The sequence below is a fragment of the Mesorhizobium sp. WSM4836 genome (assembly GCF_055811815.1).
Genome location: NZ_JBVVQF010000004.1, coordinates 280,019 through 305,382 on the forward strand (window position 1 = coordinate 280,019; position 25,364 = coordinate 305,382).

General features: G+C 62.7%; 16 protein-coding genes. 5 read left to right on the forward strand and 11 right to left on the reverse strand.

Annotation, left to right across the window (positions count from 1 at the left end):
• Positions 1-155: 155 nt before the first annotated feature.
• A complete protein-coding gene (locus AC0L2P_RS07515; protein ID WP_473500569.1) occupies positions 156-6,737 on the forward strand; it encodes an apolipoprotein A-IV repeat region-like domain-containing protein in 6,582 nt (2,193 codons plus the stop codon).
• Positions 6,738-6,841: 104 nt separating this feature from the next.
• Here the strand turns inward: AC0L2P_RS07515 and AC0L2P_RS07520 are convergent, their stop codons facing one another.
• Genes AC0L2P_RS07520 through AC0L2P_RS07535 form a run of 4 tightly spaced genes read right to left on the reverse strand, consistent with a single transcriptional unit; the run spans position 6,842 to position 10,928 of the window.
• Entirely contained in the window at positions 6,842-7,498 is a 657-nt protein-coding gene (locus AC0L2P_RS07520) for an ABC-type transport auxiliary lipoprotein family protein (protein WP_473500570.1), read from the reverse strand.
• 37 nt (positions 7,499-7,535) lie between these two features.
• A complete protein-coding gene (locus AC0L2P_RS07525) occupies positions 7,536-8,909 on the reverse strand; it encodes an MlaD family protein (protein WP_473500571.1) in 1,374 nt (457 codons plus the stop codon).
• Between the two features lie 14 nt (positions 8,910-8,923).
• A complete protein-coding gene (locus AC0L2P_RS07530; RefSeq protein WP_473500572.1) occupies positions 8,924-9,742 on the reverse strand; it encodes an ABC transporter ATP-binding protein in 819 nt (272 codons plus the stop codon).
• Position 9,743: 1 nt separating this feature from the next.
• Positions 9,744-10,928 (reverse strand): MlaE family ABC transporter permease, encoded by a 1,185-nt coding sequence (locus AC0L2P_RS07535; protein ID WP_473500573.1) that lies wholly within the window; start codon positions 10,926-10,928, stop codon positions 9,744-9,746.
• Positions 10,929-11,006: 78 nt separating this feature from the next.
• Here AC0L2P_RS07535 and dgcA point away from each other — a divergent pair, with 78 nt between their 5' ends.
• A complete protein-coding gene (dgcA, locus tag AC0L2P_RS07540) occupies positions 11,007-11,990 on the forward strand; it encodes an N-acetyl-D-Glu racemase DgcA (RefSeq protein WP_473500574.1) in 984 nt (327 codons plus the stop codon).
• Here the strand turns inward: dgcA and AC0L2P_RS07545 are convergent.
• Both AC0L2P_RS07545 and AC0L2P_RS07550 read right to left on the reverse strand, forming a co-directional pair.
• The gene (locus AC0L2P_RS07545) at positions 11,961-13,178 is read right to left on the reverse strand and encodes an MFS transporter (RefSeq protein WP_473500575.1); all 1,218 of its coding nucleotides are present in this window, start codon (positions 13,176-13,178) and stop codon (positions 11,961-11,963) included. The two genes, dgcA and AC0L2P_RS07545, sit on opposite strands and share 30 nt — an antisense overlap.
• 119 nt (positions 13,179-13,297) lie before the next feature.
• Entirely contained in the window at positions 13,298-14,119 is an 822-nt protein-coding gene (locus AC0L2P_RS07550; protein WP_473500576.1) for a UDP-2,3-diacylglucosamine diphosphatase, read from the reverse strand.
• 119 nt (positions 14,120-14,238) lie between these two features.
• On the opposite strand from AC0L2P_RS07550, the gene AC0L2P_RS07555 reads away from it, so the two are divergent.
• The 3 genes from AC0L2P_RS07555 (at position 14,239) to AC0L2P_RS07565 (ending at position 18,798) form a co-directional block, all read left to right on the forward strand.
• A complete protein-coding gene (locus AC0L2P_RS07555; RefSeq protein ID WP_473500577.1) occupies positions 14,239-15,018 on the forward strand; it encodes an SDR family oxidoreductase in 780 nt (259 codons plus the stop codon).
• Positions 15,019-15,200: 182 nt separating this feature from the next.
• Positions 15,201-17,525, forward strand: a complete 2,325-nt coding sequence (locus AC0L2P_RS07560; protein ID WP_473500578.1) for an NADP-dependent malic enzyme — start codon at positions 15,201-15,203, stop codon at positions 17,523-17,525.
• 85 nt (positions 17,526-17,610) lie between these two features.
• On the forward strand, positions 17,611-18,798 hold the full coding sequence (locus AC0L2P_RS07565) for a DUF2865 domain-containing protein (protein ID WP_473500579.1): 1,188 nt from the start codon (positions 17,611-17,613) through the stop codon (positions 18,796-18,798).
• Here AC0L2P_RS07565 and gltX read toward each other — a convergent pair.
• The 5 genes from gltX to AC0L2P_RS07590 form a co-directional block, all read right to left on the reverse strand.
• Positions 18,716-20,089, reverse strand: coding sequence for a glutamate--tRNA ligase (gltX, locus tag AC0L2P_RS07570; RefSeq protein ID WP_473500580.1), 1,374 nt, complete (start codon positions 20,087-20,089; stop codon positions 18,716-18,718). The genes AC0L2P_RS07565 and gltX overlap by 83 nt on opposite strands.
• 133 nt (positions 20,090-20,222) lie before the next feature.
• Positions 20,223-22,028: an ABC transporter ATP-binding protein gene (locus AC0L2P_RS07575; RefSeq protein ID WP_473500581.1), complete on the reverse strand. Its 1,806-nt coding sequence runs from the start codon at positions 22,026-22,028 to the stop codon at positions 20,223-20,225.
• 381 nt (positions 22,029-22,409) lie between these two features.
• Positions 22,410-22,823: a GNAT family N-acetyltransferase gene (locus tag AC0L2P_RS07580; protein WP_473500582.1), complete on the reverse strand. Its 414-nt coding sequence runs from the start codon at positions 22,821-22,823 to the stop codon at positions 22,410-22,412.
• A 27-nt stretch (positions 22,824-22,850) separates the two neighbouring features.
• Positions 22,851-24,566, reverse strand: a complete 1,716-nt coding sequence (locus AC0L2P_RS07585) for an NAD+ synthase (RefSeq protein WP_473500583.1) — start codon at positions 24,564-24,566, stop codon at positions 22,851-22,853.
• A gap of 65 nt (positions 24,567-24,631) precedes the next feature.
• A complete protein-coding gene (locus AC0L2P_RS07590) occupies positions 24,632-25,345 on the reverse strand; it encodes a DNA-3-methyladenine glycosylase I (protein WP_473500584.1) in 714 nt (237 codons plus the stop codon).
• Positions 25,346-25,364 lie beyond the last annotated feature (19 nt).

The window sequence follows — 25,364 nt, forward strand, 5'->3', positions numbered from 1 at the left end:
AGTTTTACGTATCGGGCGGAATGCATGTTTTCTTTACCCGGCTGTGTCATTACGATACGACAGGTCCATTTTCAGCCTCCTGCGCGGGACACGCTAGGCAGAATCAATAAGCAGAACCATAAGTCCCGCGGCAGCTTGTACAGGGTAGCGAAGGCATGGCGAAGAAACCAACGACGACAAGAACGCTCGACAGCGACGTAGCCAGGGAACTCGAAAAGGCACTTGATATCGATCTGAGCGGAGATGCCGGAGGTGACTTCGACATGGCGGCATCCATGGAAGACCTGGAAGCGCAAATATCGCAAGCCGCCGACGAACTGGCGCGCGAAGGTCGCAGCCAGAACGAAGCACCTGCCTCCGACCAGGCCCAGAACGCGCCACCCGCCGCCAATCAAAGCCAGAACGCAAATCCCGCGCCAAAAGCCAAGCCGGCTGAGTTGCGTCCTGTCGCAACGCGCAATGGCTCGCAGCCGGCAGCTTTCTCGCCGGCCAACGACGATCGCCAAAAGGACTATAAGACCCTCCTGCACACCCTCAACCGGCGCGCATCGAACACGATCTATTGGGTCGTGGCTTTCGTTTCGCTGGCCTGGATCGCCGGCGCCGGCGGCCTTGCCAATCTTTTGTTCGGCCCAGGCATCTGGAATATCCGCACCTTCGATCAATTCTTCGCCCGTCCCGAGCTGATCGGCCTGGCGGTCGCGGCAATCGTGCCCGTCATCCTTTTCTGGGCATTCGCCGTGATGATTCGCCGCGCTCAGGAGATGCGCCTTGCCGCGCAGTCGATGACCGAGGTGGCCTTCCGTCTGGCCGAGCCGGAAAATCTTGCCCAGGATCGCGTCATGATGATCGGCCAGGCGGTTCGGCGCGAGGTGGCGGCCATGGGCGAAGGTATCGAACGCACGCTGGCGCGTGCCGTCGAGCTCGAAACGCTGGTTCACAGCGAGGTGAACCAGATCGAGCGCTCCTATTCCGAGAACGAGTCCCGCATCCGCTCGTTGGTCGACGGGCTGGGCAGCGAGCGCGAAGCGGTCGTCACCCATGCCGAGCGCGTGCGCGCCTCGATCACCGGCGCCCACGAGACGCTGAAGGACGAGATCAACGCCGCCAGCGATATCATTCGCGACAGCATTCTCAACGCCTCGACCAAGCTGTCGATGACGATCAACGAATCCGGCGACACGCTGATCGACAGGATCAACGGGAGCTCGATGTCGATCTTCGATTCGGTGGAAGGCCGGCTCGAATCGATCACCGACCGGCTGTCGACGTCGGGCGAGGCCTTTGCCAGCCTGCTCGACACCCGCATCGCCAAGTTGACGGACACCACCGATGGCCTGACGCGGTCGCTGACCGACCTGCTCGACGATCGCACGACCGGCATGGTGTCGCTGCTCGGCGGCGCCGCGCGCACGCTCAATTCCGAATTCGAAGCCAGCCTCAACGGGATCGAGCGGACGCTTGCCGAACGTGGCCAGGCGCTTATCAGCGAGTTCCAGACCCGCGCTGAGGCGCTCGACACCGGTACGCAGAAGCTCAACGCCGCGCTGGAAGCTCGCGCACGCCAGATCAACGAGACGCTGGTCGAGCGCGCGCGCGAAATCGCCCACACTTTCCAGGATAGCAAGGAGACGCTGTCGGCGATGATCGATCAGGGCAAGACCCAGATCGGCACCGACATGGCCGACATCATTTCATCGACCTCGACCATGCTTGAAGCCCGCGCCGGCGATTTCGCCGGGCGCATGGAAGCGGCGCGCCATGTCGTATCACGTTCGTTCGATACGGACATCCAGCGGCTTGCCGATGCTCGCGCCGGGATCGAGGAAGCCGTCGAAAACCACAGCCGCAAGCTTTCCGAAAGCCGCGACCGAATGGCGGCCGCAATGCAGGCCGATCTGGCGAAGTTCGCCGAAGGTCGCGCCGAAATCGACGCAGCGGTGGCCAACCAGGTGCAGAAGCTTGCCGAGGGCCGCGGCTTGATCTCGCGCGCTCTTGAAGAGGATCTGCGCAAGGTCAACGAATCGCGCGCAGCGATCGACGCTTCGCTGGGCAGCCATCTCGAAAGCCTTGAAGAGGGTCGCAACAGGCTTGCCCAGGCCTTGAACGAAGACTCTGGAAAACTCGTGCAAGCCCGCACGATAATTGATGAAATGGTTGCCGGACACGTCGGCAAGCTCGCTGAAGGCCGCAGCATTCTTTCGCGCGCGCTCGAGGCCGACCTCGGCAAGCTGGCAGAGAGTCGCGCTAGCATCGACGGCCTCGTTGCCGGTCAAGTCGAAAAGATCGCCGAGGGCCGCGCAATACTCGCCAGTGCGCTGGAAGCCGATATCGCCGGCATCAATGGCCTCATCGAGGCCCATTCGGCGAAATTGGCGCAAGACCGCAGCGGGCTTTCCCAGTCGCTCGATAACGACCTGTCCGACATCAGGAGCCTGATCGCCGATCATTCTGGCCGGCTCGCCGAGGATCGCAGCCTGCTTTCGAAGACGCTTGGAGACGATCTTGCCAAGCTGGCCGAAAGCCGGTCGAGCATCGATGGGCTGGTTGCCGGCCAGGTCGAAAAGCTGGCCGAAGGCCGCGACATCCTCAAGCGCGCGCTTGAATCGGACCTGAACGCGATCAAGGGCGTCATCGCCAGCCAGTCCGAAAAGCTGGCGGAAGACCGTGGCCAGTTGTCACGGGCACTGGAGAGCGACCTGGAGGCTGTGCGGGGCGTTGTCTCCGATCACATGAACAAGCTCGCCGAAGACCGTTCGACCCTTTCGAAGGCGCTCGAAGACGATCTCGCCAAGGTGGCCGAAAGCCGCTCGAGCATCGATGTGATGGTTGCCGGCCAGGTCGAGAAGCTGGCAGAAGGCCGCGACATCCTCAAGCGTGCACTCGAAGCCGATCTGAGCACCGTCAAGGGTGTCATCGCCAGCCAGTCCGAGAAGCTGGCGGAGGATCGCGGTCAGCTGTCGCGGGCACTGGAGACCGATCTCGAGACCGTGCGGGGCGTCGTCTCCGAACATATGAACAAACTCGCCGAGGACCGTTCGGCCCTGTCGAAGGCGCTCGAGGACGACCTCGCCAGGTTGGCAGAAAGCCGGTCGAGCATCGACGGGCTGGTCGCCGGCCAGGTCGAGAAGCTGGCCGAGGGTCGCGGTATCCTCAAGCGCGCGCTGGAGGACGATCTTGCCAAGCTGGCCGAAAGCCGCTCGAGCATCGACGGATTGGTTTCCGGCCAGGTCGAGAAACTGGCCGAAGGCCGTGACATTCTCAAGCGCGCTTTGGAGGCCGATCTCAACACCATCAAGGATGTTATTGCGGCCCAGTCCGAGAAACTGGCGGAAGATCGCTCAAGCTTGACCAAGGCGCTCGAAGACGACCTTGCCAAGCTCGCCGAAAGCCGCTCGAGCATCGACGGGCTGGTTTCCGGCCAGGTGGAGAAACTGGCCGAAGGCCGCGACATCCTCAAGCGTGCCTTGGAGACCGATCTCAGCACGATCAGGGGCGCTATCGCCGATCAGTCGCAGCTATTGACCGACAATCGCGCACAGTTTTCGCGTGCATTGGAAGCCGATCTCGGCAACGTCAACAGCCTGGTCGCAACCCACGCAGAGAAGCTCGTCCAGGACCGCTCGACCCTGTCCAAGGCGCTCGAGGACGATCTCGCCAAGTTGGCCGAAAGCCGCTCGAGCATCGATGGGCTGGTTGCCGGCCAGGTCGAGAAACTGGCGGAAGGCCGCGATATCCTCAGGCGCGCGTTGGAAGCCGATCTGGAGAGGCTTGCAACGAGCCGCAGCGAGGTCGACGAGATCGTCGCCGGTCATGTCGGCAAGCTGAGCGAGGGCCGCGACCTGCTGACCCGCGCATTGCAGGATGATCTCTCCAGGCTCGCCGAAACGCGCAAGGATGTCGACCGTTCGCTGTCCGGCCATATCGAGCAGATCGCCGCCAGGAGCACCGACATCTCCGATGCTATCGCTGCCGACGTAGAAAAGATCGAGCAGGCGTTCAGCCGGCAGACAGGCGTCATCGAGGAGCGCGCCAGCACCATGGAGCGGGCGCTGTCGACGGGTGTCGACAACGTTCGCAGTGTGCTCGAAAGAAGCGCGGTCTTCGTCGCCGGGGCGCTGCGCGAAAAGGTCATGGAAGTCACCAGTGCGCTGCATGAGCAGGCGGGCGCAGCATTCAGCGATGCCGACCGCAAGATCGCCGAGCGCGCCGAGCAGACCTCGGCTGCCCTGCTCGCCAGGGCGGAGGACATCGCCCGCACCTTTGAAGAGGCGGATCAGCGCCTTGCCGCGCGCGCCGAGGATACGTCGAGCGCGCTGATTGCCCGGGTCGACGACACTTCGAACACCTTGCTCGCGCGTGCCCAGGAGACGGCCGATCAGCTGGCAGCCAGAGCAAGTGAGATTGCCGGCACCTTCGATGCGGCGGACCACAGGCTGGTCTCTCGCGCCATCGAAACGGCCCAGTCGCTGGCGGCACGTGCCGGCGACATCCTGCGCAATTTCGAAACGGCCGACGAGCGGCTGGGCGTGCGCATCGGCGAGTCCGCCGAAGCGCTCGCGGCACGCGCGTCGGATCTGGGTCGCATTTTCGATGCCGCCGACCAGCAACTTATTTCGCGCATTGCCGAAGGCTTCGAAGCACTTTCGGCCCGTGCGTCCGAGATCGGCCGCATCTTCGAGGAGGCGGATCATCGTCTGGTGTCCCGCATTGCCGACAGCAGCACCGCCATCGGCGAACATGCCGACACCATTGTCGGTGCCTTCACCAGCACCGAGCAGCGGGTTGCCGAGCGCGCCAGGCAGACTGGCCAGGAACTCGCCGTCCATGCCCGTGAAATCGAGCAAGTGCTTGCCGGTGCCGACGAACGCCTGGCATCGAGTGCCGCCGCCACCGCGGCCCGCGTCGAGGAGCAGGTCGCGAGCGTCGAGAACCGCCTCGCCTACTCCGCCGAGACAATGGGCCAAAGGCTCAACGAGCAGGTCTCGAACGCCGAGGCGCAGTTGGTCTCGCGTGCCAACATGATCGCCGAAACCTTCACTGCGGTCGGCCAGCATATCGGCCAGAGCACTAACGACGCTGCAAAGACCATCGGTGCCAATACTCGCGATCTCAACACGATGCTTGCGGCACGTTCGGCCGAAATATCGAAAATCCTGGACGAGACGGCACGGCCTCTGGTCGAGCGCTTTGCCCAGGGCGGCTCCGAGCTGCAAAAGAGCATGGAAGAGGTTACCGAACGTGCGACTGAGAAGCTGCGCAATCAAAACGCCGCCCTCGTCGACGCCCTCGCCAGCCGCACGGCCGAAACCCTGTCGGCGGTCGAAGGCGCGCGCTCGACGCTTGCCGACAGCGTTGCCGACCTCATCGGCCGCATGACCACGTCCAGCTCGCAGCTCGGTCAGTTGATCGAGCAGGCGGCGACCAATCTCGGCCAGGTCGACGAACGCCTGACCGGGAGCACGCAAAGCTTCGCGGCGACCACGGAAAAGACCGCGCAGACCTTCGCCAGCTCGGCGCGCCTGGTTGATTCGAACACGACGCGGCTCACCGAGCTGTCGTCCTCGACCTTGCGTGAGGTTGCCTCCATCGCCACCAAGTTCGACGAGCACAGCCGGTTGCTTTCCAGTGCCTCGGACCTGTTGAGCTCGGCCCAGAGCAATCTCGAGCACACGCTCGAAAGGCAATCGTCGCTGGAGGACCTTGCGGTCGGTCTTGTCAAGAAATCGGAAGATCTCGAAAGGGTCATGCGCTCGTTCGAGAATCTGGTCGGCCAGACGCTGCAGAACGCCGAAGGCAAGACGCTGGAATCCGCCGACAAGATCCGAACCGCGATTTCCGAAGTGGTCGATTCGGCCACCAAGCGCTTTGCCGATGCGACCGAGGAGATGCGGCGCACTGCCGGCTCGATCAAGAGCGAGCTCGACCTCACCCGGGCCGAGCTCAAGAAAGGCGTCATCGAGATGCCAGAAGAAGCAAAAGAATCGACCACGGCTATCCGCCGTGCGGTTTCCGAGCAGATCAACGCGCTGAAGGAACTTTCTGAAATCGTTGCGAAATCTGGCCGCACCGGCGACAGTTCGGAACAGCGCAACCTGCGTCCGGCGCCGCAAGCGCCCGCCCCGCGCGCCACCGAACCGCCTCGTCGCCCGGCTCCGGCTCCGGAACAGCGTCGTGCGCCGCAGGCGCCTTCGGGCGAGACGGCGCTGCGCGGCACGCTCGACCTCGAACGTCCCACAGACCAAGCGCCGCGCCAGCGCGACCCCAACGGCCGCACGCCGCAAGGCGGCTGGGTGCGTGACCTCCTGACTGGTGCATCGCGCGAAGACGACGCCAAGCCGGCGGCGCCCTCCGAAGCGCCGCGCCCGGCTCCCGCTGCGCGTTCGCCGCTTCATGTCGTGGAATCGCTGAACTCGCTCTCCGTCGATATCGCCCGCGCTATCGATCACGATGCCTCGATCGAGCTGTGGAACCGCTACCGGCGCGGCGAGCGCGACGTCTTCACGCGTCGACTTTACACGCTGAAAGGCCAGCAGACGTTCGACGAAATCCGCCGCAAATATCAATCGGAGGCGGAGTTCCGCGCTGCTGTCGATCGTTACTGCGACGATTTCGAAAAGCTGCTCAAGGACGTGTCGCGCAACGACCGCGACAACATCATGGCACAGACCTACCTGACGTCGGATACCGGCAAGGTTTATACCATGCTGGCCCACGCCAGCGGCCGCCTGCACTAAGCGAGCGATAGAGAACAAACGAAAAGGCGGGATTTTCCCGCCTTTTTATCTCGTACCGAATTCCATTGGCGCTGCAGAGCGCCGCGCCGGCAGTTCCGGCTGCGTCAGATCACAGTGTCGGTCCAGCGGACGATTTGCCCGGCCGCATCGCCGAACGCGGCATCGAGCGCGCCGACATAGGCCTGGTTGCCATTGCCCGAAACGGGTGCGATGGCGCTAAACGTCTTCGAAGCGCGCACTTCACCATTGCGGTCGTTCAACAGGCGCACAAACAGCTCGACCTCGGCATGTTCGCCGCCATCGACACGCACCTCGAACGAGCGGATCTCGACGATCACCTGATAGTCGATCGCCAGGCCCTCGCCCGGCTTGCCCACGCCGGTGAAGCTGCCCGAGCGCTGGAACGTCTCTGCCAGCCGCGCCTGTACGATCATCGGCAGCCGGTCGGCCCATTGCGCGCCCTTCAGATACTGGATCGATCGCGGCGATGGCTTGATGACGATGTTCTGGCTGTCCAGCGCCTTGAGCGCCGATGGCTGGGCGATGAGTATCTGGCGACGGCTGTGGGCACGCGCTTCCAGCGACGGCGCCGAAAGCTCGAACGTATCCAGCGGCGCCGGTCTGCCGCCCGGCAAAGCCGCGCAGCTTGCAAGCGAAAGCGCCAGCAACACCGCCCCAACCTTAGACCCACCCGATGTGATGCTGCCTGAACTGATCGACTTCAAACGCGATCCCCCCCGGATCGTGAAAACAACGCGCATCTGCAAGCTATGTTCTTGCGGTGGTCGGGGATCGAAGTCAACGGCGCACCCTGCCGTCGAACTGCCGGACCTCGCCCTCTCCGCCGGACAGGATCCGCTGCGGGTTGCGGCTGAGATCGGTCACCGCCTCTTCGATACGGTTGATCGAACGGCGGCTGTCCTGGACCAGCGCTTCGACGTTTTGCAGCCCCTGCCCCGAGAATCGCGCCAGATTGTCGGTGATGGTACCGAGACGGGCGTTCAGCGTGTCAGCGACCTGCTTGAACGATTTCAGCGTCGCTCTGGCGTCGGCCATGATGCCGTCGGCCTGGCCGGAGCCGAGCAGTTTGTCGACCTTGGCAAGGATGCCGTCGACTCGCACCGAGGCATCGTTGAGACGTCCTGCGAGTTGGTGCGCGTCTTTGATGGTTTCATCGATGTCGTCGGCTCGGTTGGCGAACTTGTTGGTCACCTTGGCGATGTCGGCGGCAGCCTCGTTTGCGTTTTCGCTGGCCTTCTGGATATTGGCCAACGCTGTGCGAACCTCAGCCGGATCGATGCCGTCGAGAACGCCGTCGACCTTGGCCAGCGTGCCTTGCGTCTTCTGGGCGAAGTCGTTGATCGAGCCGACCGCAGTGTCGACGTTCTTGATGACCGTGTCGAACTGCTTGGTGGTTTCCTTGAGGTTCGAAGTGACCGTATCGACGTTGGCGACGATGCTCTTGATCTGGTCCTTGTCGACCGCGTTGAGCAGCCCTTCCGCCGCTTTCAGGGTGCTGTCGAGCTTGCCTGAAACACCTTTCAGTTCGTCCGCCAGCGAGCTGACGCTGGCCAGGAACTTGTCGACGCCGTCCGAATTCCTGGCTAGCGCATCGGAGAAGGTCTGGACATTGTTGACGGTCTGCGTCAGCGGCCCGCGAACGTCCTTGGTGAAGCCTTCGAGCTCCGAAAGGACCTTGTCGGCGCGGGTGAAGATGTCCTGCGCCGTCTGCAGCAGATTGGTCACCGCCGATGGGTTGGCAACGATCTCGGCGACACGGCCTTCCTTTTCCGCCTCGTCGAGGAGTTTTGGCTCCTTAGGGTCGGCACCCTTGAGCTCGATACTGGCCTGGCCGGCGAGGCTGACGATGCCGATATCGGCCTGCGTCGACTTGGTGATCGGCGTATTCCTGCCGATCTCAGCGTCGGCGATAGCCGCGGTCGGATTGTCAAGGTCGATATAGACACGCTTGACCTCACCAACCCTGACGCCGTTGAACAGCACGAAGCTGCCGCGGCCAAGACCGGAAGCCGAGCCTGGAATGCGCACACGCAGCATCGCCGTCTCACCCCTGTCACCGATCGCGGCCGTCCAATAGACAAACGCGAAGGCCGCCAGGATCGCGGCCAGCGTGAAAATGCCGACAATTACGTAGTTGGCTCTGGTTTCCATTGCCCCACTTATGGCTATGCGCGCGTCGCAAGATCAAGTTGCCGGGCGCGTTTTCCGCGGAAATAGGATTTTACCCAGGGTTCCTCGCTCCTGAGCATGTCGTCAATCGTGCCCTCGACCAGCACTTTCTTGTTGCCGAGCACCGCCACGCGGTCGCACGCGGTAAACAGCGTGTCGAGATCATGCGTGACCATATACACGGTCAAATCCATCGTATCGCGCAGCTTGACGACCAATTCGTCGAACTCGGCAGCGCTGATTGGATCGAGCCCGGACGTCGGTTCGTCGAGGAAGACGATATCCGGATCGAGCGCCAGGGCGCGCGCCAAGGCGGCACGCTTGATCATCCCGCCGGAAAGCTCGGAAGGGAATTTCTGCGCCGCATCCGGCGGCAGCCCGACCAGCTCGACCTTGAGCATGGCAAGTTCGTCCATCAGCTTCTTCGGCAAATCGAGATATTCGCGCATCGGCACCTGGACGTTTTCGAGGACCGTCAGCGCCGAAAAAAGGGCGCCATGCTGGAACAGCACGCCAAGCCGCATGTCGATGCGAAGGCGCTCCCTTTCGGTTGCCTTCTCGACGTCGACGCCGAACAGTTTGATTGTTCCCGATTGCTTTCGCGTCAAGCCAAGGATGGTGCGTAAGAGCACAGATTTGCCCGCACCGGAGGCACCGACGAAGCCGAGAATCTCCCCGCGCCAGATATCGAGCGACAATTTGTCGAGAACGACTTGGTCAGCGAACGATACCGTGACGTCGTGCGCCGACAGCACGATCTCGTCTTCTTTGGCCTTCGCCGCCACCTTGGTCGTGTTTGTGCCCGTCAGCGCCATCTCAGAACTCGATCGCTGCATAGAACATGGCAAAAAGCCCGTCGAGAATGATGACCACAAAGATCGACTTCACCACTGAGGCGGTCACATGCTGGCCAAGCGATTCGGCGCTGCCGCCAACCTTCATGCCCTCGACCGAGGCAATTATGCCGATGATCATCGCCATGAACGGCGCCTTGATCAGGCCGGCAAAGATGGTGCTGAGGTCGATTGCGACACGCAGCCGGTCGATGAACGCTGCCGGTGCAATATCGGAGTAGAGCCATGCAGCCAAAATGCCGCCGCCCAGCGCGGCAAAGTTGGCGATGATCGTCAGGCAAGGCAGCGCGACGACCAGCGCGACCAGCCGCGGAAACACCAGCACGCCGATTGGATTAAGACCGATCACCTTCAGCGCATCGACCTCCTCGCGCATCTTCATCGAGCCGATCTCGGCGGTAATCGCACTACCGGAGCGGCCGGCGATCATGATCGCCGTCATCAGCACACCGAGCTCGCGCAGGATCAGCACCCCGACCAAGTCGACGACGAAGATGTCGGCGCCGAAATAACTGAGCTGGTAGGCGCCTTGCTGGGCGACAATCGCACCGACGATGGCCGACATCAGCACCACGACCGGTATGGCGCCGACGCCCATGCGATCGATCTGATTGAAGATCGCCGCCATGTTGACGGCATGGCCGCGGCCAAGCTTCATCTGCGAGCCGCGTATGGTGGCGCCGAGGATGTTCATTGCGGCCAGGAAATCGTCGCGCATCTCATAGACGCGCCGGCCAACCGCCTCGAGCCCCCGAATGATGAAGTTGGGGGGCTTTGCCGGACCAGATTCGGGCTCGCGTCGAACCGCATCACCGACGGCGCCAAGCAGGATCGAGGCGATCTCGCTTTGCCCCTGCATCGTGATCTCGACGCCCTTCTTTTCGAAGCTGCTGACCAGGCGGTCGATGAGCCAGGCCCCGGCAGTGTCCATCTTCTCGATTTTTGAAAGGTCGAGCGCCAGTGTCTTGAAGCCGCTGCGCTTCTCCATCTTGCGCATCTCGGCATCGACTAGCGCCACGGTGCGTGTCGTCCAGCTTCCCGAGAAAGCGCAGCCGAGAACGCCGCCCTCTTCGCCGATCGCGATGCGCGGCTGGTGGTCGGGCTCCTTGGCAAGGCCGCTTGCGTCGCGTCTGCGGATGGTCAACATGGCGTCCTGTTTAGCCTGACGGGGCCGACCTGTCGATTTGCCGACATCCTCCTTGTTGCACAGCCGGAGCAGAAAAATATGGCGCGTGTCATTTCGGTCGAGGCCGAGCGCTTTCCCATCGCCGGGACATTCACCATTTCGCGCGGCTCGAAGACCGAAGCTGAGGTGATTTCCTGCGCCATCACCGAAAACGGCCATACCGGCCGCGGTGAATGCGTCCCCTACAAACGCTATGGCGAGACCGTGGAGGGTGTGCGCGACGCCATCGAGGCGATGCGCGGTCAGATCGCCGGCTGCATCAGCCGCACCGCCCTGCTCGACGCCATGCCGGCAGGCGCGGCGCGTAACGCCATTGACTGTGCGCTCTGGGACCTGGAAGCGAAGATCAGCGGAACACCGGTCGCGCATACGATACGAGCCGTTCCGTTACGGACGCTCGAGACGGCGTACACATTGTCGCTCGCCGAGCCGGAGGCGATGGCGGCGCAGGCCCGTGCCAACGCCCAGCGCCCGCTGCTCAAGGTCAAGATCGGCGGCGATAACGACATCGCCCGCATCCGTGCAGTGACGACGGCGGCACCTGACAGCCGAATCATTCTTGATGCCAACGAGGGCTGGACGAACGACAACATCGTAGAAAACCTCGCCTTTGCCGCTGCGCAGGGCATCGCTCTTGTCGAACAGCCGCTGCCGGCGGGATACGACGGTATTCTTCGCTACATCGTGCATCCGGTGCCGATCTGCGCCGACGAAAGCGTGCACGAGGCGAAAGACCTAGACGCACTTGTCGGCCTCTACGACGCCATCAACATCAAGCTCGACAAATCGGGTGGCCTGACCGCAGCACTTGTGCTTCGCGACCGTGCCCGCGAACTGGGTCTTGGCGTTATGGTCGGCTGCATGGTCGGCACATCGCTTGCGATGGCGCCGGCCGTGCTGTTGGCGCAGCGTGCCGATTTCATCGATCTCGACGGTCCGTTGCTGCTGGCCCGCGACCGCGTTCCAGGTCTCGTCTACCGAGGTTCGCTGGTGTCACCGCCCGAGCCGGCGCTGTGGGGCTGAACGCGCCGCAAACCCGATCAGCACCAGGCCCGTCAGGGCGATCGGGATCATGGCAAAGAAGCCGTTCGCGCCGAAGCGGTCGTAAAGAGGACCTGAAATCAGCGTCGCCACCGCCATGAAGAAGCGGTTGGAAAAATAGGCTATGCCTTGCGCCGCCCCGGTGCGTTCTTCCGCGACCGTCTCACCGATCATCTTTTGCAGGCCGATCAGCACCAGCGCCACCGAGACGGCATGCAGTGTCTGGATCGCGAAAAACCCGCCAACGCCAAGCCCGAGCGGCCAGATCAGGGGGAAGGCAATCCAGCGCATGATCGCGCCTATCCCGGCGATCAGCATGATCGAGACGACCGACCATGAGGCGAAAGCCCGGGTGAAGACGACGAACATGCATATTTCGGCGACGACCCCCCACCCCCACAGCAGCCCGACAACCGAATCGCTGATGCCGATCGACTTCCAATAGATCGACACGAAACCGTAGAGAAATGCGTGGCTGGCGGTGATGACGCCGACGCCCGTCGAAAAATAGAGGAAGTATGGGTTGAGGAGCTTCGGTCCCGATTGCTGGATATCGGCGGCCGAAAGCGGCGAGGGGCGACGCGGACGGCCGAGGCGCGGCGCAATCAGCCCGGCGGTTAGCGCGGCGCATAACGACACGAAGATGATCACCGGGACAGCCTGAGCACCGCTTGCCGACAGGATGAAACCGCCGGCGAGATTGGCACAGAGATAGGAGATCGAGCCCCATTTGCGCATGGCGGCGTAGTTCGAGCCGAAGCGGCGAACACCTGAAAGGGCTAGCGAATCGGCAATCGGCGAATGCGGGGTCCAGACGACCGTCAGCACCAGGGATACGGCAAGTACCGTTGCGTAGGTCGGCGGCAGAAAGTAACCGGCGGACAGGATCAGCGATGCGGCGACCAGCGCAACATAGACATTGGCGCGGTCGCTCGCTTTGTCTGCCAGCGCGGTAAGAAAAGGCGTCGTCGCCACGCGCAGGAACATCGGTGCGGCGAGGATCACGGCTATCTGCTCGGCGTGGAATCCCTTGGCCTGCAGCCACAGCGGAAAATACGGCACATGCGTCCCGAGCGGAACGAAGAGGGTGAAGAAGATCAAGCTCATGCGCAGTTCGAAATGGCGTGGCCTGACGAGCTGTTCGGGCGAAAGCGGCGGCAGCGAAGACATTTACAGGCGATCCGTCGGCACGGCACCCGGCCGGAGCGGCCAGCAGCGCACGTCGATCCCATAACATGCCAAAAAAAGCGACGAAACCGCTTGGACTGATCGATTAAAGCACGATGAGGTCAGGCAGCCTGGACTGCCCTGCCCTTGATGTCGACCGGCACCAGCACTTCGCCGCCGACCGGGGCCTCCGGCAGAACGTGCGCCCAGTGCAGTATCTCCATCCGGCCGTCGAAATGCTCGACCACCGCCGTGCAACTCTCAACCCAGTCGCCGGTATTGATGTATTGCACGTCTTCGTAGGTTTCGATCGCGGCATGGTGGATGTGCCCGCAGATCACGCCGTCGACATGCGAGCGGCGCGCTTCCTCGGTCAGCATGGTCTGGAACGAGCCGATGAAATTCACCGCCTTTTTGACGTTCACCTTGGCCCAGGACGAAAACGACCAATAAGGCAGGCCAAGCAGTTGGCGAAGCCGCGTGACCACGCGGTTGACGAGCATAGCCGCGTCGTAGGCGTAGTCGCCAAGATAGGCGAGCCAGCGCGCATTGTGGACGACGGTGTCGAACTGGTCGCCATGGATGACCAGCAAGCGCCTGCCATCGGCGGTCTCGTGGATGGTACGATCGGCGACGACAATGCCGCCGAAATGCACACCCTGGAACTGGCGCGCGAACTCGTCATGGTTGCCGGCGATATAAGTGATGCTGGCGCCCTTGCGCGCCTTGCGCAGCAATTTCTGGACCACATCATTGTGGCTCTGCGGCCAATGCCAGCTCCGTCTCAACCGCCAGCCGTCGACGATGTCGCCGACGAGGTAGATGATATCGGCGTCGTGATGGCGCAGGAAATCGATCAGGAACTCGGCCTTGGCCGCCTTCGATCCGAGATGGACGTCGGAGATGAACATGCTGCGGAAAGTGCGGGGCTCTGCGCCGGACATCGTTTGTCACCGTTGCTTTCGCCTGAGGCTATGCCCCGATTCATGCAACAACCGTATGACGGTTGCGATTGGTCCAGCCATACGGCTAGGTTGCCGCGGCAATCAGAGGAGAAATCACCATGGATCTCGGCATTCGCGGCAAGAAGGCCATCGTCTGCGCTTCGAGCAAAGGCTTGGGACGCGGCTGCGCCATGGCACTGGCGGAGGCAGGCTGCGATCTGGTCGTCAACGGCCGCAACGCCGACGTGCTGGCCAAAACCGCCGCTGAACTGCGCGAGAAATTCGGCGTCAGGGTGACCGAGATCGTCGGCGACGTATCCAAGCCCGACGTCCAGAAGGCACTGCTTTCCGCCTGCGCCGATCCCGACATCCTCGTCAACAACAATGGCGGTCCGCCGTTCCGCGATTTCCGCGCGCTCGACCGGGCAAAGATCCTCGAAGGCGTCACCCAGAACATGGTGACCCCTGTCGAGCTGGTTCAGGCCGTGATCGACGGCATGGCGGCGCGCGGCTTCGGCCGTATCGTCAACATCACCTCGCTATCGGTCTATGTACCTATCCCCGGCCTAGACCTGTCGTCCGGCGCCCGCGCCGGCCTCACCTCGTTCCTGGCAGGCGTCGCGCGAACGGTCGTCGACCGCAATGTAACGATCAACAACATGCTGCCGGGAAAACTCGATACCGACCGGCTGCGCGGCCCGCACGAGGCCGGCACACCCGAAGATCCGGCCGCCGCCGCCGCGCGCAAGGCGCAAGCGGCAGCCAACGTCCCGGCCAAGCGGCTGGGCACGCCGGAGGAATTCGGCCAGATCTGCGCTTTCCTGTGCTCGGTTCACGCCGGTTACCTGACCGGACAGAACATACCGGTCGACGGCGGTCTGTATGTCAGCGCGTTCTGAACGGCGGAGAGGACAAGACCTGAGTGGCACGGCAGGATTTTAGCACAACTAACTGAAACAAATCGATTTTACTCGTTTCGCAAAGCAAAATGGCGGTTGCGTCATTTGGCGTCGTGAAAAACCAATGCTGCATGCTAAGAGACTCAAAACACCAAACGGACTGAACCGAGGAGGCGGCCGTCATGACAGGCGAAAGCAAGAAGGCGGCCCGATCCGACCTCGACGAAGCGGCGCTCTATTTCCACAAGCACCCTCGGCCCGGGAAACTTGAAATCCAGGCAACAAAACCGCTCGGCAATCAGCGCGACTTGGCGCTTGCCTACTCTCCGGGTGTCGCCGCCCCCTGCCTTGAAATCCGCGACGATCCGGCAACCGCCGCCGACTATACAGCCCGCGCCAATCTTGTTGGTGTCGTTACCAACGGTTCGGCGGTGCTGGGCCTCGGCAATATCGGTCCGCTCGCCTCCAAGCCGGTGATGGAAGGCAAGGCGGTGCTGTTCAAGAAGTTCGCCGGCATTGATGTCTTCGACATTGAGATCGACGCACCGGGCATCGAGCGCATGGTCGAGACGATCTCGGCGCTGGAACCAACCTTCGGCGGCATCAACCTGGAAGACATCAAGGCGCCCGAATGCTTCGAGGTCGAGGAGCAGTTGAAAGCCCGCATGAGCATACCGGTCTTCCATGACGACCAGCACGGTACCGCCATCATCGTCGCCGCCGCTGTGCTCAATGGGTTGGAATTCGCCGGCAAGTCGATCGCGGACATCAAGATCGTCACGTCGGGCGCCGGCGCTGCCGCTCTTGCCTGCCTCAACCTACTGGTCTCGCTCGGCGCGCGGGTCGAAAACATCTGGGTTACCGACCGGTTCGGCGTCGCCCATAAGGGCCGCGTCGAGGAGATGGACCGCTGGAAAGACCCCTATGTTAAGGAGACCGAGGCGCGCACGCTGGCCGACGTTCTGCCCGGCGCCGACGTGTTTCTCGGCCTGTCCGCCGCCGGCGTGCTGAAGCCGGAATTGCTCCACCACATGGCTCCCAAGCCGCTGATCCTGGCGCTGGCCAACCCCAATCCCGAGATCATGCCGGAAGCGGCACGGGCAGCACGGCCCGATGCGATGATCTGCACCGGCCGCTCCGATTTTCCCAATCAAGTCAATAACGTACTCTGTTTTCCTTACATCTTCCGTGGCGCGCTGGATTGCGGCGCAAGCGCCATCAACGAAGAGATGAAAATGGCCGCCGTGCGAGCGATTGCAGCGCTTGCCCGCGAAGAGCCATCCGACGTTGCCGCGCGTGCCTATTCCGGCGAGACGCCCATCTTCGGTCCAGAGTTCCTGATCCCCTCGCCTTTCGATCCGCGGCTGATCCTGCGCATTGCCCCTGCTGTCGCCAAGGCAGCTTGCGAGACCAGCGTCGCGACCCGGCCGATCACCGATTTCGCCGCCTATATCGACAAGCTGAACCGCTTCGTCTTCCGCTCCGGCCTGGTCATGAAACCGGTGTTCTCGATGGCCAAGACGTCGAGCGCCAAGCGAGTCATCTATGCCGACGGCGAGGACGAGCGCGTGCTTCGCGCTGCGCAGGTCGTGCTCGAGGAAGGCATTGCCGAACCGATCCTGATCGGCCGCCCGCATGTCATCGAGGTTCGCCTGAAGCGCTACGGGCTGCGCATCAAGCCGGGCGTCGATTTCGGCTTGATAAACCCGGAAGACGATCCGCGTTACCGCCACTATGTCGACCTTTTGATCGAGCTTGCCGGCCGCCGTGGCGTGACCACGGAAGCGGCGCGCACCATGGTGCGCACCGACAATACGGTGATCGCCGCCCTTGCCCTGAAGCGCGGCGACGCCGACGCCATGGTCTGCGGCCTCGAAGGCCGTTTCGAGCGCCATTTGCGCAACGTGACGCTGATCATCGGGCCGCGCGCCGGCATTAGGGATCGCGACCTGTCGACACTTTCCATGCTGATCTCGCAGCGCGGCATCATTTTCCTCACCGATACCCATGTCTCAGTCGATCCGACCGCCGAGGAGATTGCTGAGATGACCGTTTTGGCGGCCGAGGAGATTCAGCGTTTCGGCATCGAGCCCAAGGCAGCGCTGCTGTCGCATTCGGATTTCGGCTCCCGCGATTCGCCAAGCGCCATGAAGATGCGGCAGGCGGCGGCGATCCTGGCGCGCATCGCGCCCGACCTGCAATGCGACGGCGAGATGCATGCCGACTCCGCGCTATCGGAGCAGCTGCGCCAACGCGTCTATCCGCATTCGCGGCTAAGGGGCGAAGCCAATCTGCTGGTATTCCCCAACCTCGATTCGGCGAACATCACGCTGACCGCGCTGCGCACGATGATGGACGCCCTGCATGTCGGCCCGATCCTGCTCGGCACCGACAGCCCGGCGCATATATTGACGCCTTCGGTGACGTCGCGCGGCGTCGTCAACATGACGGCGCTGGCCGTGGTCGAAGCCGCGCATAAGGCGCAAGCTATCGCCGATTTGGGCTGAAGACGGAATCGGCGGTATGCTAAACAATCGGTTAACCGCAAGCGCGGTAGCTTTCTGAACGACAGGCAGGTGGAGTTCCGGAGGAATGACGGGCCCATGTTGGAAGCTGACGCGGACGGCCGCGCTGCTCGGCGCCCTGCTACTGTGCGGCATTGCCGTCACTCAGGCGCCGGCCGCTTCGCGCCTCTGCCGCCAGCTCGAAGCTGATCTTGCCGCCGCTTCTGGTAGTGGCGGCGGCAAGCCGGCCTTGCTCAGCAAATATGACGACGCGATCGTCCGGCAGCGCCAGCAGATTTCGAAGGCCGTCAGGCGGTCCAGCAGCGCCGGCTGCGGCTTTTCGCTGTCTCGCCGCAACGCCAATGCATGCGCAGCACTCGACGCCACCATCGATCGCATGGTAGCCAATCTCGACGCCTTGCAGGCCAAGCGCGCCGGTCTTGCCGGCGGTGGTTCGCGACGCGATCGCGCGCGCATATTGGCCTCGCTCGATGCCAATGGCTGCCGCGACGAAGCAGCGCCGCCGACGCTCGCACCGGCTCGCGAAGCCGGCGGTGAAAACGGCAACGGAAACCTGCTCGACCAGCTTTTGGGCAGTGAACCCGGTGCACCCGACCAGGCTGAAGAATTAAGTCAGCCGCGCAACATCCGCACCGTGCTCAACAACGCCGATGAGTTGGGCCAGCCCCGAGGCGAATTCCGCACCATGTGCGTACGGACCTGCGACGGCTATTTCTTCCCGATGTCGAATGTAGCCTGGCTGGGCGATTTCGAGCGCGACCAGAAGAATTGCGAATCGAGCTGCCCCGGCACCGAGATGCAGGTTTTCTACACGCGCGGCATGAACGACGATTCGGCATCGATGACGTCTTTGGTGACCGGCAGGCCTTACATCGAACTACCGACGGCCTACCTCTACAAGCAGTCCGACATGCCGCGGCCGCCAGCCTGCGGCTGCAATGCCGCGCAGAATTTCGAGATCATCGCCGGCAACGGGCGGAGCCCGGAACAACCAGAGACGAACGTGGGCACCGGCCCGTCCATTTCGCTGCCGGTTGCCAGGCCAGATCCGGGTGCCGGCCCGGAGACCTTGGCCAACGCGCAAGGCGGTCTCGACCGCGACGCGATTGGACGGCTTGCCGTCAAACCTGTCCCTTCGCCGACGTCGCTGCCGCCGCCGGAAGAGCGCAAGGTCAGGGTCGTCGGGCCAACGTTCCTTCCCGACCCAGCAGCGGCAACAGATCTGCAAGCTCCGGACCCGAAGACTGTCCCGTAAGCGCCAGCCTGAGCGGCATGAACAGGGCCTTGCCCTTGCGGCCGCTCGCCTCCCGGATCTTGCCCGTCCAGTCCTTCCAGACCGTGCCGTTCCAAGGCTCTTCCGGCAGCAACTCGAATGCCTGGCGAAGAAAGTCGCGGTCCTCGTCGGAAAACTCCGCCGGCTCCTCTGGGCCGTCCCGAAGCATACGCCACCAGATCGCCGCATCGGCCAGCCTGTCGAGATTGCCGCGCACTGCCAGCCAGAAAGGCTCGGCCTGTTCGCCGGAGATGCCGAGCACGATCAGCCTGTCGCGCGCCTCCGAAAACGGCATGTGGTGCAGCAGCGTGCGGTTGAGCACGAAGAGCTCGTCCGGGTCGAATTTGGCGGCGGATTTCGATGTTGCAGCCGGATCGAAGCGCTCGGCTAGCTCGGTCATCGTCGGCACCGCCACGACGTTTTCCGAGGTGCCGACGAGCACCGCCAGCGAAGCGACCGCCATCGGCTCGATGCCGCTCTCACGCAGGCTCTGGATGGACAGCGCGCCGGTGCGCTTGGAAAGTCCCTCGCCTGATGCCGTTGTCAGGAGATTATGGTGACCGAACACCGGCGGCTCCGTGCCAAGGGCTCGGAACAGGGCTATCTGGACGCCGGTATTGGTGACGTGGTCGTCGCCGCGAATGACGTGGCTGACGCCCATGTCTATGTCGTCGATAACCGAAGGCAGTGTATAGAGGTAGGTGCCGTCCTCACGCCGCAGAACCGGGTCTGAAAGCGAGGCGAGGTCGACGGTTTCTTCGCCGCGCACCAGGTCGTTCCAGTGGATTTCCGTGCGCTCCGGCTGCAGCGGATCGCCGGTGAAATTGGGTAGCAGAAAGCGCCAGTGCGGCCGCCGCCCATCGGCCTCATATTCCGCCACCTGCTCAGGTGTCAGCGTCAGCGCCTCGCGGCCATAGACTGGCGGCAGGCCACGCGTGCGGCGCACTTTGCGCCTCAGGTCGAGCTCTTCCGGCGTCTCATAGCAGGCATAGACGAGGCGCGCCTCCTTCAGCCTCTCCAGTGCGGCATCGTAGATTTCCACGCGCCGCGACTGGTACTCCGTGGCGTCAGGGAAGATGCCCAGCCAATGCAGGTCATACAGAATAGCGTCGGAAAACTCCTGCGTCGAACGGGCGACGTCGGTGTCGTCGAAGCGCTGGATGAAGCGGCCTTTGTTCTTGATGGCAAACAGCCAATTGAACAAAGCGGTGCGCGCATTGCCGATGTGGATGCGGCCGGTCGGTGACGGGGCGAAACGGACGGTAACTGTCATGAGCGGGGCGTACCGGATGGTTTTGCTGTTGACAAGACGCGCCCCCGCGCTCGGCGGCAGACATAGAACATGATAAAGCCGAAGAAAAGAGTGCAGCGCCGCACGTCTATCAAGACGCGCGGCACCGCAACCGTCAGATCACCAGGCCTTTTGTCAGCTCAAGCGCTTGGCGTTCGAACAGCCGGCGGTAGATGCCGCCTTGCAGTCGGATCAACTGGTCATGCGAGCCCTCCTCGACGATGCGGCCGCGATCGAACACCAGAAGCCTGTCCAGCGCCCGCACCGTCGACAGCCGGTGGGCGATGACCAGCGTCGTGCGGCCGACCATCAAGCGCTCCATCGCCTGCTGGATCAGCACCTCCGACTCCGAATCGAGGCTCGACGTTGCCTCGTCCAGGATAAGGATGCGCGCATCGGCAAGGAAGGCGCGTGCGATTGCAACGCGCTGACGCTCACCACCCGATAGCTTTACGCCACGCTCGCCGACCAGCGTGCCGTAGCCTTTCGGCAAATTGGCGATGAAGTCATGCGCGCTGGCCAACCGCGCCGCGTGCTCGATCTCGGCCTGCGTGGCGCTCGGCCGGGCATAGGCGATGTTTTCGGCCAGCGACCGGTGGAACAAGATCGGCTCCTGCTGGACAATCGCGATCTGTGCGCGCAGCGACGCCTGCGCCACATTGGCAATATCCTGGCCGTCGATCAGGATCTTTCCGGCAGTCACGTCATACAGGCGCTGGATCAGTTTGACGAACGTCGTCTTGCCGGAGCCCGAATGGCCAACCAGCCCGACCCGTTCGCCCGGCGCAATATTCACCGAAAAGTCGCGATAGAGCGGCAGGCGGTGGCTGCCATAATGGAACGTGACATTGTCAAAGGTGATACGGCCATCGGTGATCCGGATCGGCTTGGCGCCGGGCCGATCCTCGATTCCGAGTGGTTCGGACTGGAAGTCGACCAGTTCCTCCATGTCGTTGATCGAACGCTGCAGATTGCGAATATGCGTGCCGACGTCGCGCAGATAGCCTTGCAGCACGAAGAATGAGGTCAGCACGAAGGCGACGTCGCCGGCGCTCGCCTGCCCCCACGACCACAAAAGCAGCGAGAACCCGATGACCGCTGTTCTCAAAAGCAGCAGCATCGTGCCTTGCGTTGTGCCATTGACGGTGCCGCGCACCCAAGTGCGCCGTGTGCGGCTGCGCCATTTCGCGACGACCTCGGCAAGCCGTGTCTCCTCACGTTCCTCGGCGCCAAAACCCTTGACGACCGCGTTGCAGCTCACCGCATCGGCCAGCGAGCCGCCAAGCCGTGTATCCCACGCATTGGCAAGCCTTGCCGCGGGCGCAACATAGCCAAGCGACAGCATCGTCGTCACCGCGATGAACAGAACCGAACCGGTGGCAACGACAGCACCCATCAGCGGCCAGAACCAGCCAAGCAGCAGCGTGGAGCCGACGAGCATCACGACTGACGGCAGCAGCGCGATCAGAATCGTGTCGTTGAGCAGGTCGAGCGCCCACATGCCGCGCGTTATTTTGCGCACCGTCGATCCGGCGAAGCTGTTGGCGTGCCAATCGGTGGAAAAGCGCTGGACGCGGTGGAAGGCGTCGGCGGCGATGTCAGCCATCATCTTCAACGTCAGCTCGACAATGGCCATGAAGGCGAGGTTGCGCAGCACGACACCGGTGAGCGCCAGGGCCACCAGCATCGAAAAGGCCGCCGTCGCCGCGTTCCATGCGACATCGTCGGCCGCGGCACTACTGGCGACGGCGTCGACCAGCCGGCCGGAATAGAGCGGCGTCAGTACGTCGGCCAGGGTCGACAGCAGGAATGTGCCCATGATCAAGGCAAGCCGCCACGGCTGGCGCCGCCAGTGGCTGAGCGTGAAACCAAGAACGCTGCGAAAGGCGCCAGCGCGCAAATCTATTCGAAAACGAGCCATGATGTCATTCGGGCGCAAACGAGCCCGATCCCACGAAAGTAGAAATTGAAAAAACCGCGTGGCGCCGTTTGGCGCCCGGAGATGCGGAGGTTTGGCGTATTTGGCGGCCCTGTAGAGGGGCGGCGAGCAGCAGCGGCGAAATGCCTGCCCTCGGTTCAGCCTTGCCGCGAGGCTATCTCGCGGCGCACTGACCAAGACCTAGGCTTCGCGGCCTCGCATAACGATGTCAAATCCTGGCATTCGGTCCTCCCCAAGGGGATCGCGGAGAGGCGTTTATAGAGACGCCTCAACGCCGCGCCAAGTCAGAAGACAGCCGAAAGCGCATCTGGTCCAAGCAGTGAGACGATTTTGCAACAATCGCGGGTTGTGCGCTGCCTCTGTTCAGGTTGCCCGGATACGGTCGAAGCGCATATAGCGGCCGTCCGTGGAAGGCCTGAAGCCGAGCTTCTCGTAGATGGAGTGTGCGTCGTTGGTCGACAGGCTCCAGTGGGTGACAGTCTTGCAATCCGGGTGGTCGATGAGCGCCTGGACAAGCCGGGTTCCGATGCCTCGCCCGCGATGCTCGGGCCAGACGATGACATCGGCGAGATAGGCAAATACCGTACGGTCGGTAATCGCCCGGCCAAAGCCGGCCTGATTGCCGGCGACATAGGCGCCGACGCAAAGCGAGTTGGCAAAGGCGCGGCGATGCAATTCGTCGCTGCGGCCACTGCCCCAATAGCTCTCTTTCAACATGTCGGATGTCGCCAGGAAGTCGATCCGCGACAGGTCAAAGCTGATTTCAACGTTGGCCATGGCTAAACCGTTATGCAGGCCAATCGCCTACCCGCGATCCCTGAACCGGTTGGTGATAGGATAACGGCGGTCGCGGCCAAAATTCTTCCTGGTGATCTTCACGCCGGGCGCCGCCTGCCGGCGCTTGTATTCGGCGACGTAAAGCAGGTGCTCGACGCGCGCCACCGTCGCCCGGTCATGGCCGCGGGCAACGATCTCGTCGACGCCCATCTCGTTCTCGACCAGACACTCCAATATGTCATCGAGCACTGGATAGGGCGGCAGCGAATCCTGGTCGGTCTGGTTCTCACGGAGCTCCGCCGAGGGCGCCTTGTCGATGATATTATTCGGGATTACCTCGCCGGACGGACCGAGCGCGCCCGGCGGCACATGCGCGTTGCGCCAGCGCGCCAGCGCATAAACCTGCATCTTGTAAAGATCCTTGATCGGATTGAAGCCGCCATTCATGTCGCCGTAGAGCGTAGCGTAGCCGACCGACATTTCGCTCTTGTTGCCAGTGGTGACGACCATCGAGCCGAACTTATTGGAAATTGCCATCAGGATAGTACCGCGTGCGCGGCTCTGCAGGTTTTCCTCGGTGATACCTTCCTTGGTGCCCTCGAAAAGCTGCGTCAGTGTGTGCAGGAAGCCCTCGACCGGCTCGAAGATCGGCACGATATCGTAGCGGCAGCCGAGTGCGCGGGCGCAGTCCTCGGCATCCTTCAGCGAGTCCTTCGAAGTGTAGCGATAAGGCATCATCACGGCGCGCAGCCGTTCCTCGCCGAGCGCATCGACGGCAAGTGCCGCGCAGATAGCCGAATCGATGCCGCCAGAGAGGCCGAGCACGACATTCTTGAAGCCGTTCTTGTTGACGTAATCGCGCAGGCCCAACATGCAGGCGCGGTAGTCGGCCTCCTCCTTTTCAGGGATTTTCGACATCGGTCCGTTAGAGCAGACCCAACCATCGGGATTATTTCCATTTTGCGCGTCTGCGGCGACGCGGGTTCGCTTCCAGGTGGTGACGTTGACCGTCTCCTCAAACTGGCTCATCTGAAAGGCCAGCGTCTTGTCAGCGCCTATGGCAAACGATGCGCCATCGAAGACCAGCTCGTCCTGGCCGCCAAGCTGGTTGGCGTAGATGATCGGCAATCCGCATTCTATGACCTGGCGGATGACGATCTGGTGGCGGACGTCGACTTTGCCGCGATAATAGGGCGAGCCGTTCGGGACCAGCAGGATTTCCGCGCCGCTTTCGGCCAGCGTCTCGCAGACGGCAACCTCGCCCCAGATATCTTCGCAGATCGGTATTCCCACGCGCACGCCGCGGAAATTGACCGGCCCCTGGATTTCGGGTCCGGCCTGGAAGACGCGCTTCTCGTCGAACTCACCGTAATTCGGCAGGTCGAGCTTGTAGCGTTCGGCAAGGATCTTGCCGCCATCGGCAAAAATGATCGAATTATGCGTGCCGCTCTTGCGCTTTAGCGGCGTGCCGATGATGAAACCCGGACCGCCGTCGGCGGTATCGCCGGCGAAATCCGCTGCCGCCCGCTCGCAGGCCTTCAGGAAGGCGGGCTTCAGCACCAGGTCTTCAGGCGGATAGCCGGAGAGGAAAAGCTCGGTGAACAGTACGAGGTCGGCGCCTTGGCGGGCGGCATCCGCCCTCGCCTCGCGTGCCTTGGCAAGATTGCCGGCGACATCGCCGACCGTCGGATTGAGCTGGGCAACGGCGATGCGCAATATGTCTGGAGCGGTCTGGTCTGTCATGCCCGTGGGTTTAGCGCGGCAAAATTCGTCGGGCAATGGCGTTCGTTTGGACCAAACAGTCGATCCTATTCACCCATATATTCGCGCAAGGCTTCCGGCGAATGGTTTTCACCGATCGACATTGCCAGAATGCGCGAAATGTGTCGGCGCGGCAGTCCGGTCTCCGCCGCCCAGGCGTTGATCTGCGCCTGGATCCTGCCCAAATCCGTCTTCGATGTCGGGCTCTCCGCAATGTCGAGCCCGGCATCGCGCAGCGCTGCCGCCATGTCGGCCGAGACGATGAAGGCGTCCCACTCCAGCCAGCGCAGAAAATACTGGCCGGTATTGCCGCCGAGCCGGCTGCCGTGCTTGCCGAGATAGGCCATCAATCCGACCTGGTCATCCGCCGGCCAATTGGCGAGGAATTTGCCGAAGCCGCTATGGTCCTTCGACACGCGCTCGACGAAGGCTGCGTTGTCGCGTACGGATTTGATCTTCTGCGGATTGCGCACGATGCGCTTGTCGGCGGTGAGATCGTGCCAGAAATCGTCAGGCTGGAACAGCAGCCGCTTCGGCTCGAACCCAAGAAATGCTTCCTCGAAACCCGGCCATTTCTGTTCGATGACGCGCCAGACGAAGCCAGCGGCAAAGACCCGCTCAGCCATGATCGACAGGATCCGGTCATCGGTAATCTTTGCCACCGCGGCATTGTCAGGCATAGGACCCAGCAGCGACGTAAGCGCTGCCTCACCGCCCTTGCGTTTCGCTGCCCGGGCGCGAGTCGTCGCGAAATCAGGCATTTTGGAGCATCCTCACGCC

Bases quoted from the DNA above. Each gene is read 5' to 3' on its own strand.
- AC0L2P_RS07515 (WP_473500569.1), top strand. From the start codon at position 156: ATGGCGAAGAAACCAACGACGACAAGAACGCTCGACAGCGACGTAGCC.
- AC0L2P_RS07520 (WP_473500570.1), bottom strand. From the start codon at position 7,498: ATGCGCGTTGTTTTCACGATCCGGGGGGGATCGCGTTTGAAGTCGATC.
- AC0L2P_RS07525 (WP_473500571.1), bottom strand. From the start codon at position 8,909: ATGGAAACCAGAGCCAACTACGTAATTGTCGGCATTTTCACGCTGGCC.
- AC0L2P_RS07530 (WP_473500572.1), bottom strand. From the start codon at position 9,742: ATGGCGCTGACGGGCACAAACACGACCAAGGTGGCGGCGAAGGCCAAA.
- AC0L2P_RS07535 (WP_473500573.1), bottom strand. From the start codon at position 10,928: ATGTTGACCATCCGCAGACGCGACGCAAGCGGCCTTGCCAAGGAGCCC.
- dgcA (WP_473500574.1), top strand. From the start codon at position 11,007: ATGGCGCGTGTCATTTCGGTCGAGGCCGAGCGCTTTCCCATCGCCGGG.
- AC0L2P_RS07545 (WP_473500575.1), bottom strand. From the start codon at position 13,178: ATGTCTTCGCTGCCGCCGCTTTCGCCCGAACAGCTCGTCAGGCCACGC.
- AC0L2P_RS07550 (WP_473500576.1), bottom strand. From the start codon at position 14,119: ATGTCCGGCGCAGAGCCCCGCACTTTCCGCAGCATGTTCATCTCCGAC.
- AC0L2P_RS07555 (WP_473500577.1), top strand. From the start codon at position 14,239: ATGGATCTCGGCATTCGCGGCAAGAAGGCCATCGTCTGCGCTTCGAGC.
- AC0L2P_RS07560 (WP_473500578.1), top strand. From the start codon at position 15,201: ATGACAGGCGAAAGCAAGAAGGCGGCCCGATCCGACCTCGACGAAGCG.
- AC0L2P_RS07565 (WP_473500579.1), top strand. From the start codon at position 17,611: ATGACGGGCCCATGTTGGAAGCTGACGCGGACGGCCGCGCTGCTCGGC.
- gltX (WP_473500580.1), bottom strand. From the start codon at position 20,089: ATGACAGTTACCGTCCGTTTCGCCCCGTCACCGACCGGCCGCATCCAC.
- AC0L2P_RS07575 (WP_473500581.1), bottom strand. From the start codon at position 22,028: ATGGCTCGTTTTCGAATAGATTTGCGCGCTGGCGCCTTTCGCAGCGTT.
- AC0L2P_RS07580 (WP_473500582.1), bottom strand. From the start codon at position 22,823: ATGGCCAACGTTGAAATCAGCTTTGACCTGTCGCGGATCGACTTCCTG.
- AC0L2P_RS07585 (WP_473500583.1), bottom strand. From the start codon at position 24,566: ATGACAGACCAGACCGCTCCAGACATATTGCGCATCGCCGTTGCCCAG.
- AC0L2P_RS07590 (WP_473500584.1), bottom strand. From the start codon at position 25,345: ATGCCTGATTTCGCGACGACTCGCGCCCGGGCAGCGAAACGCAAGGGC.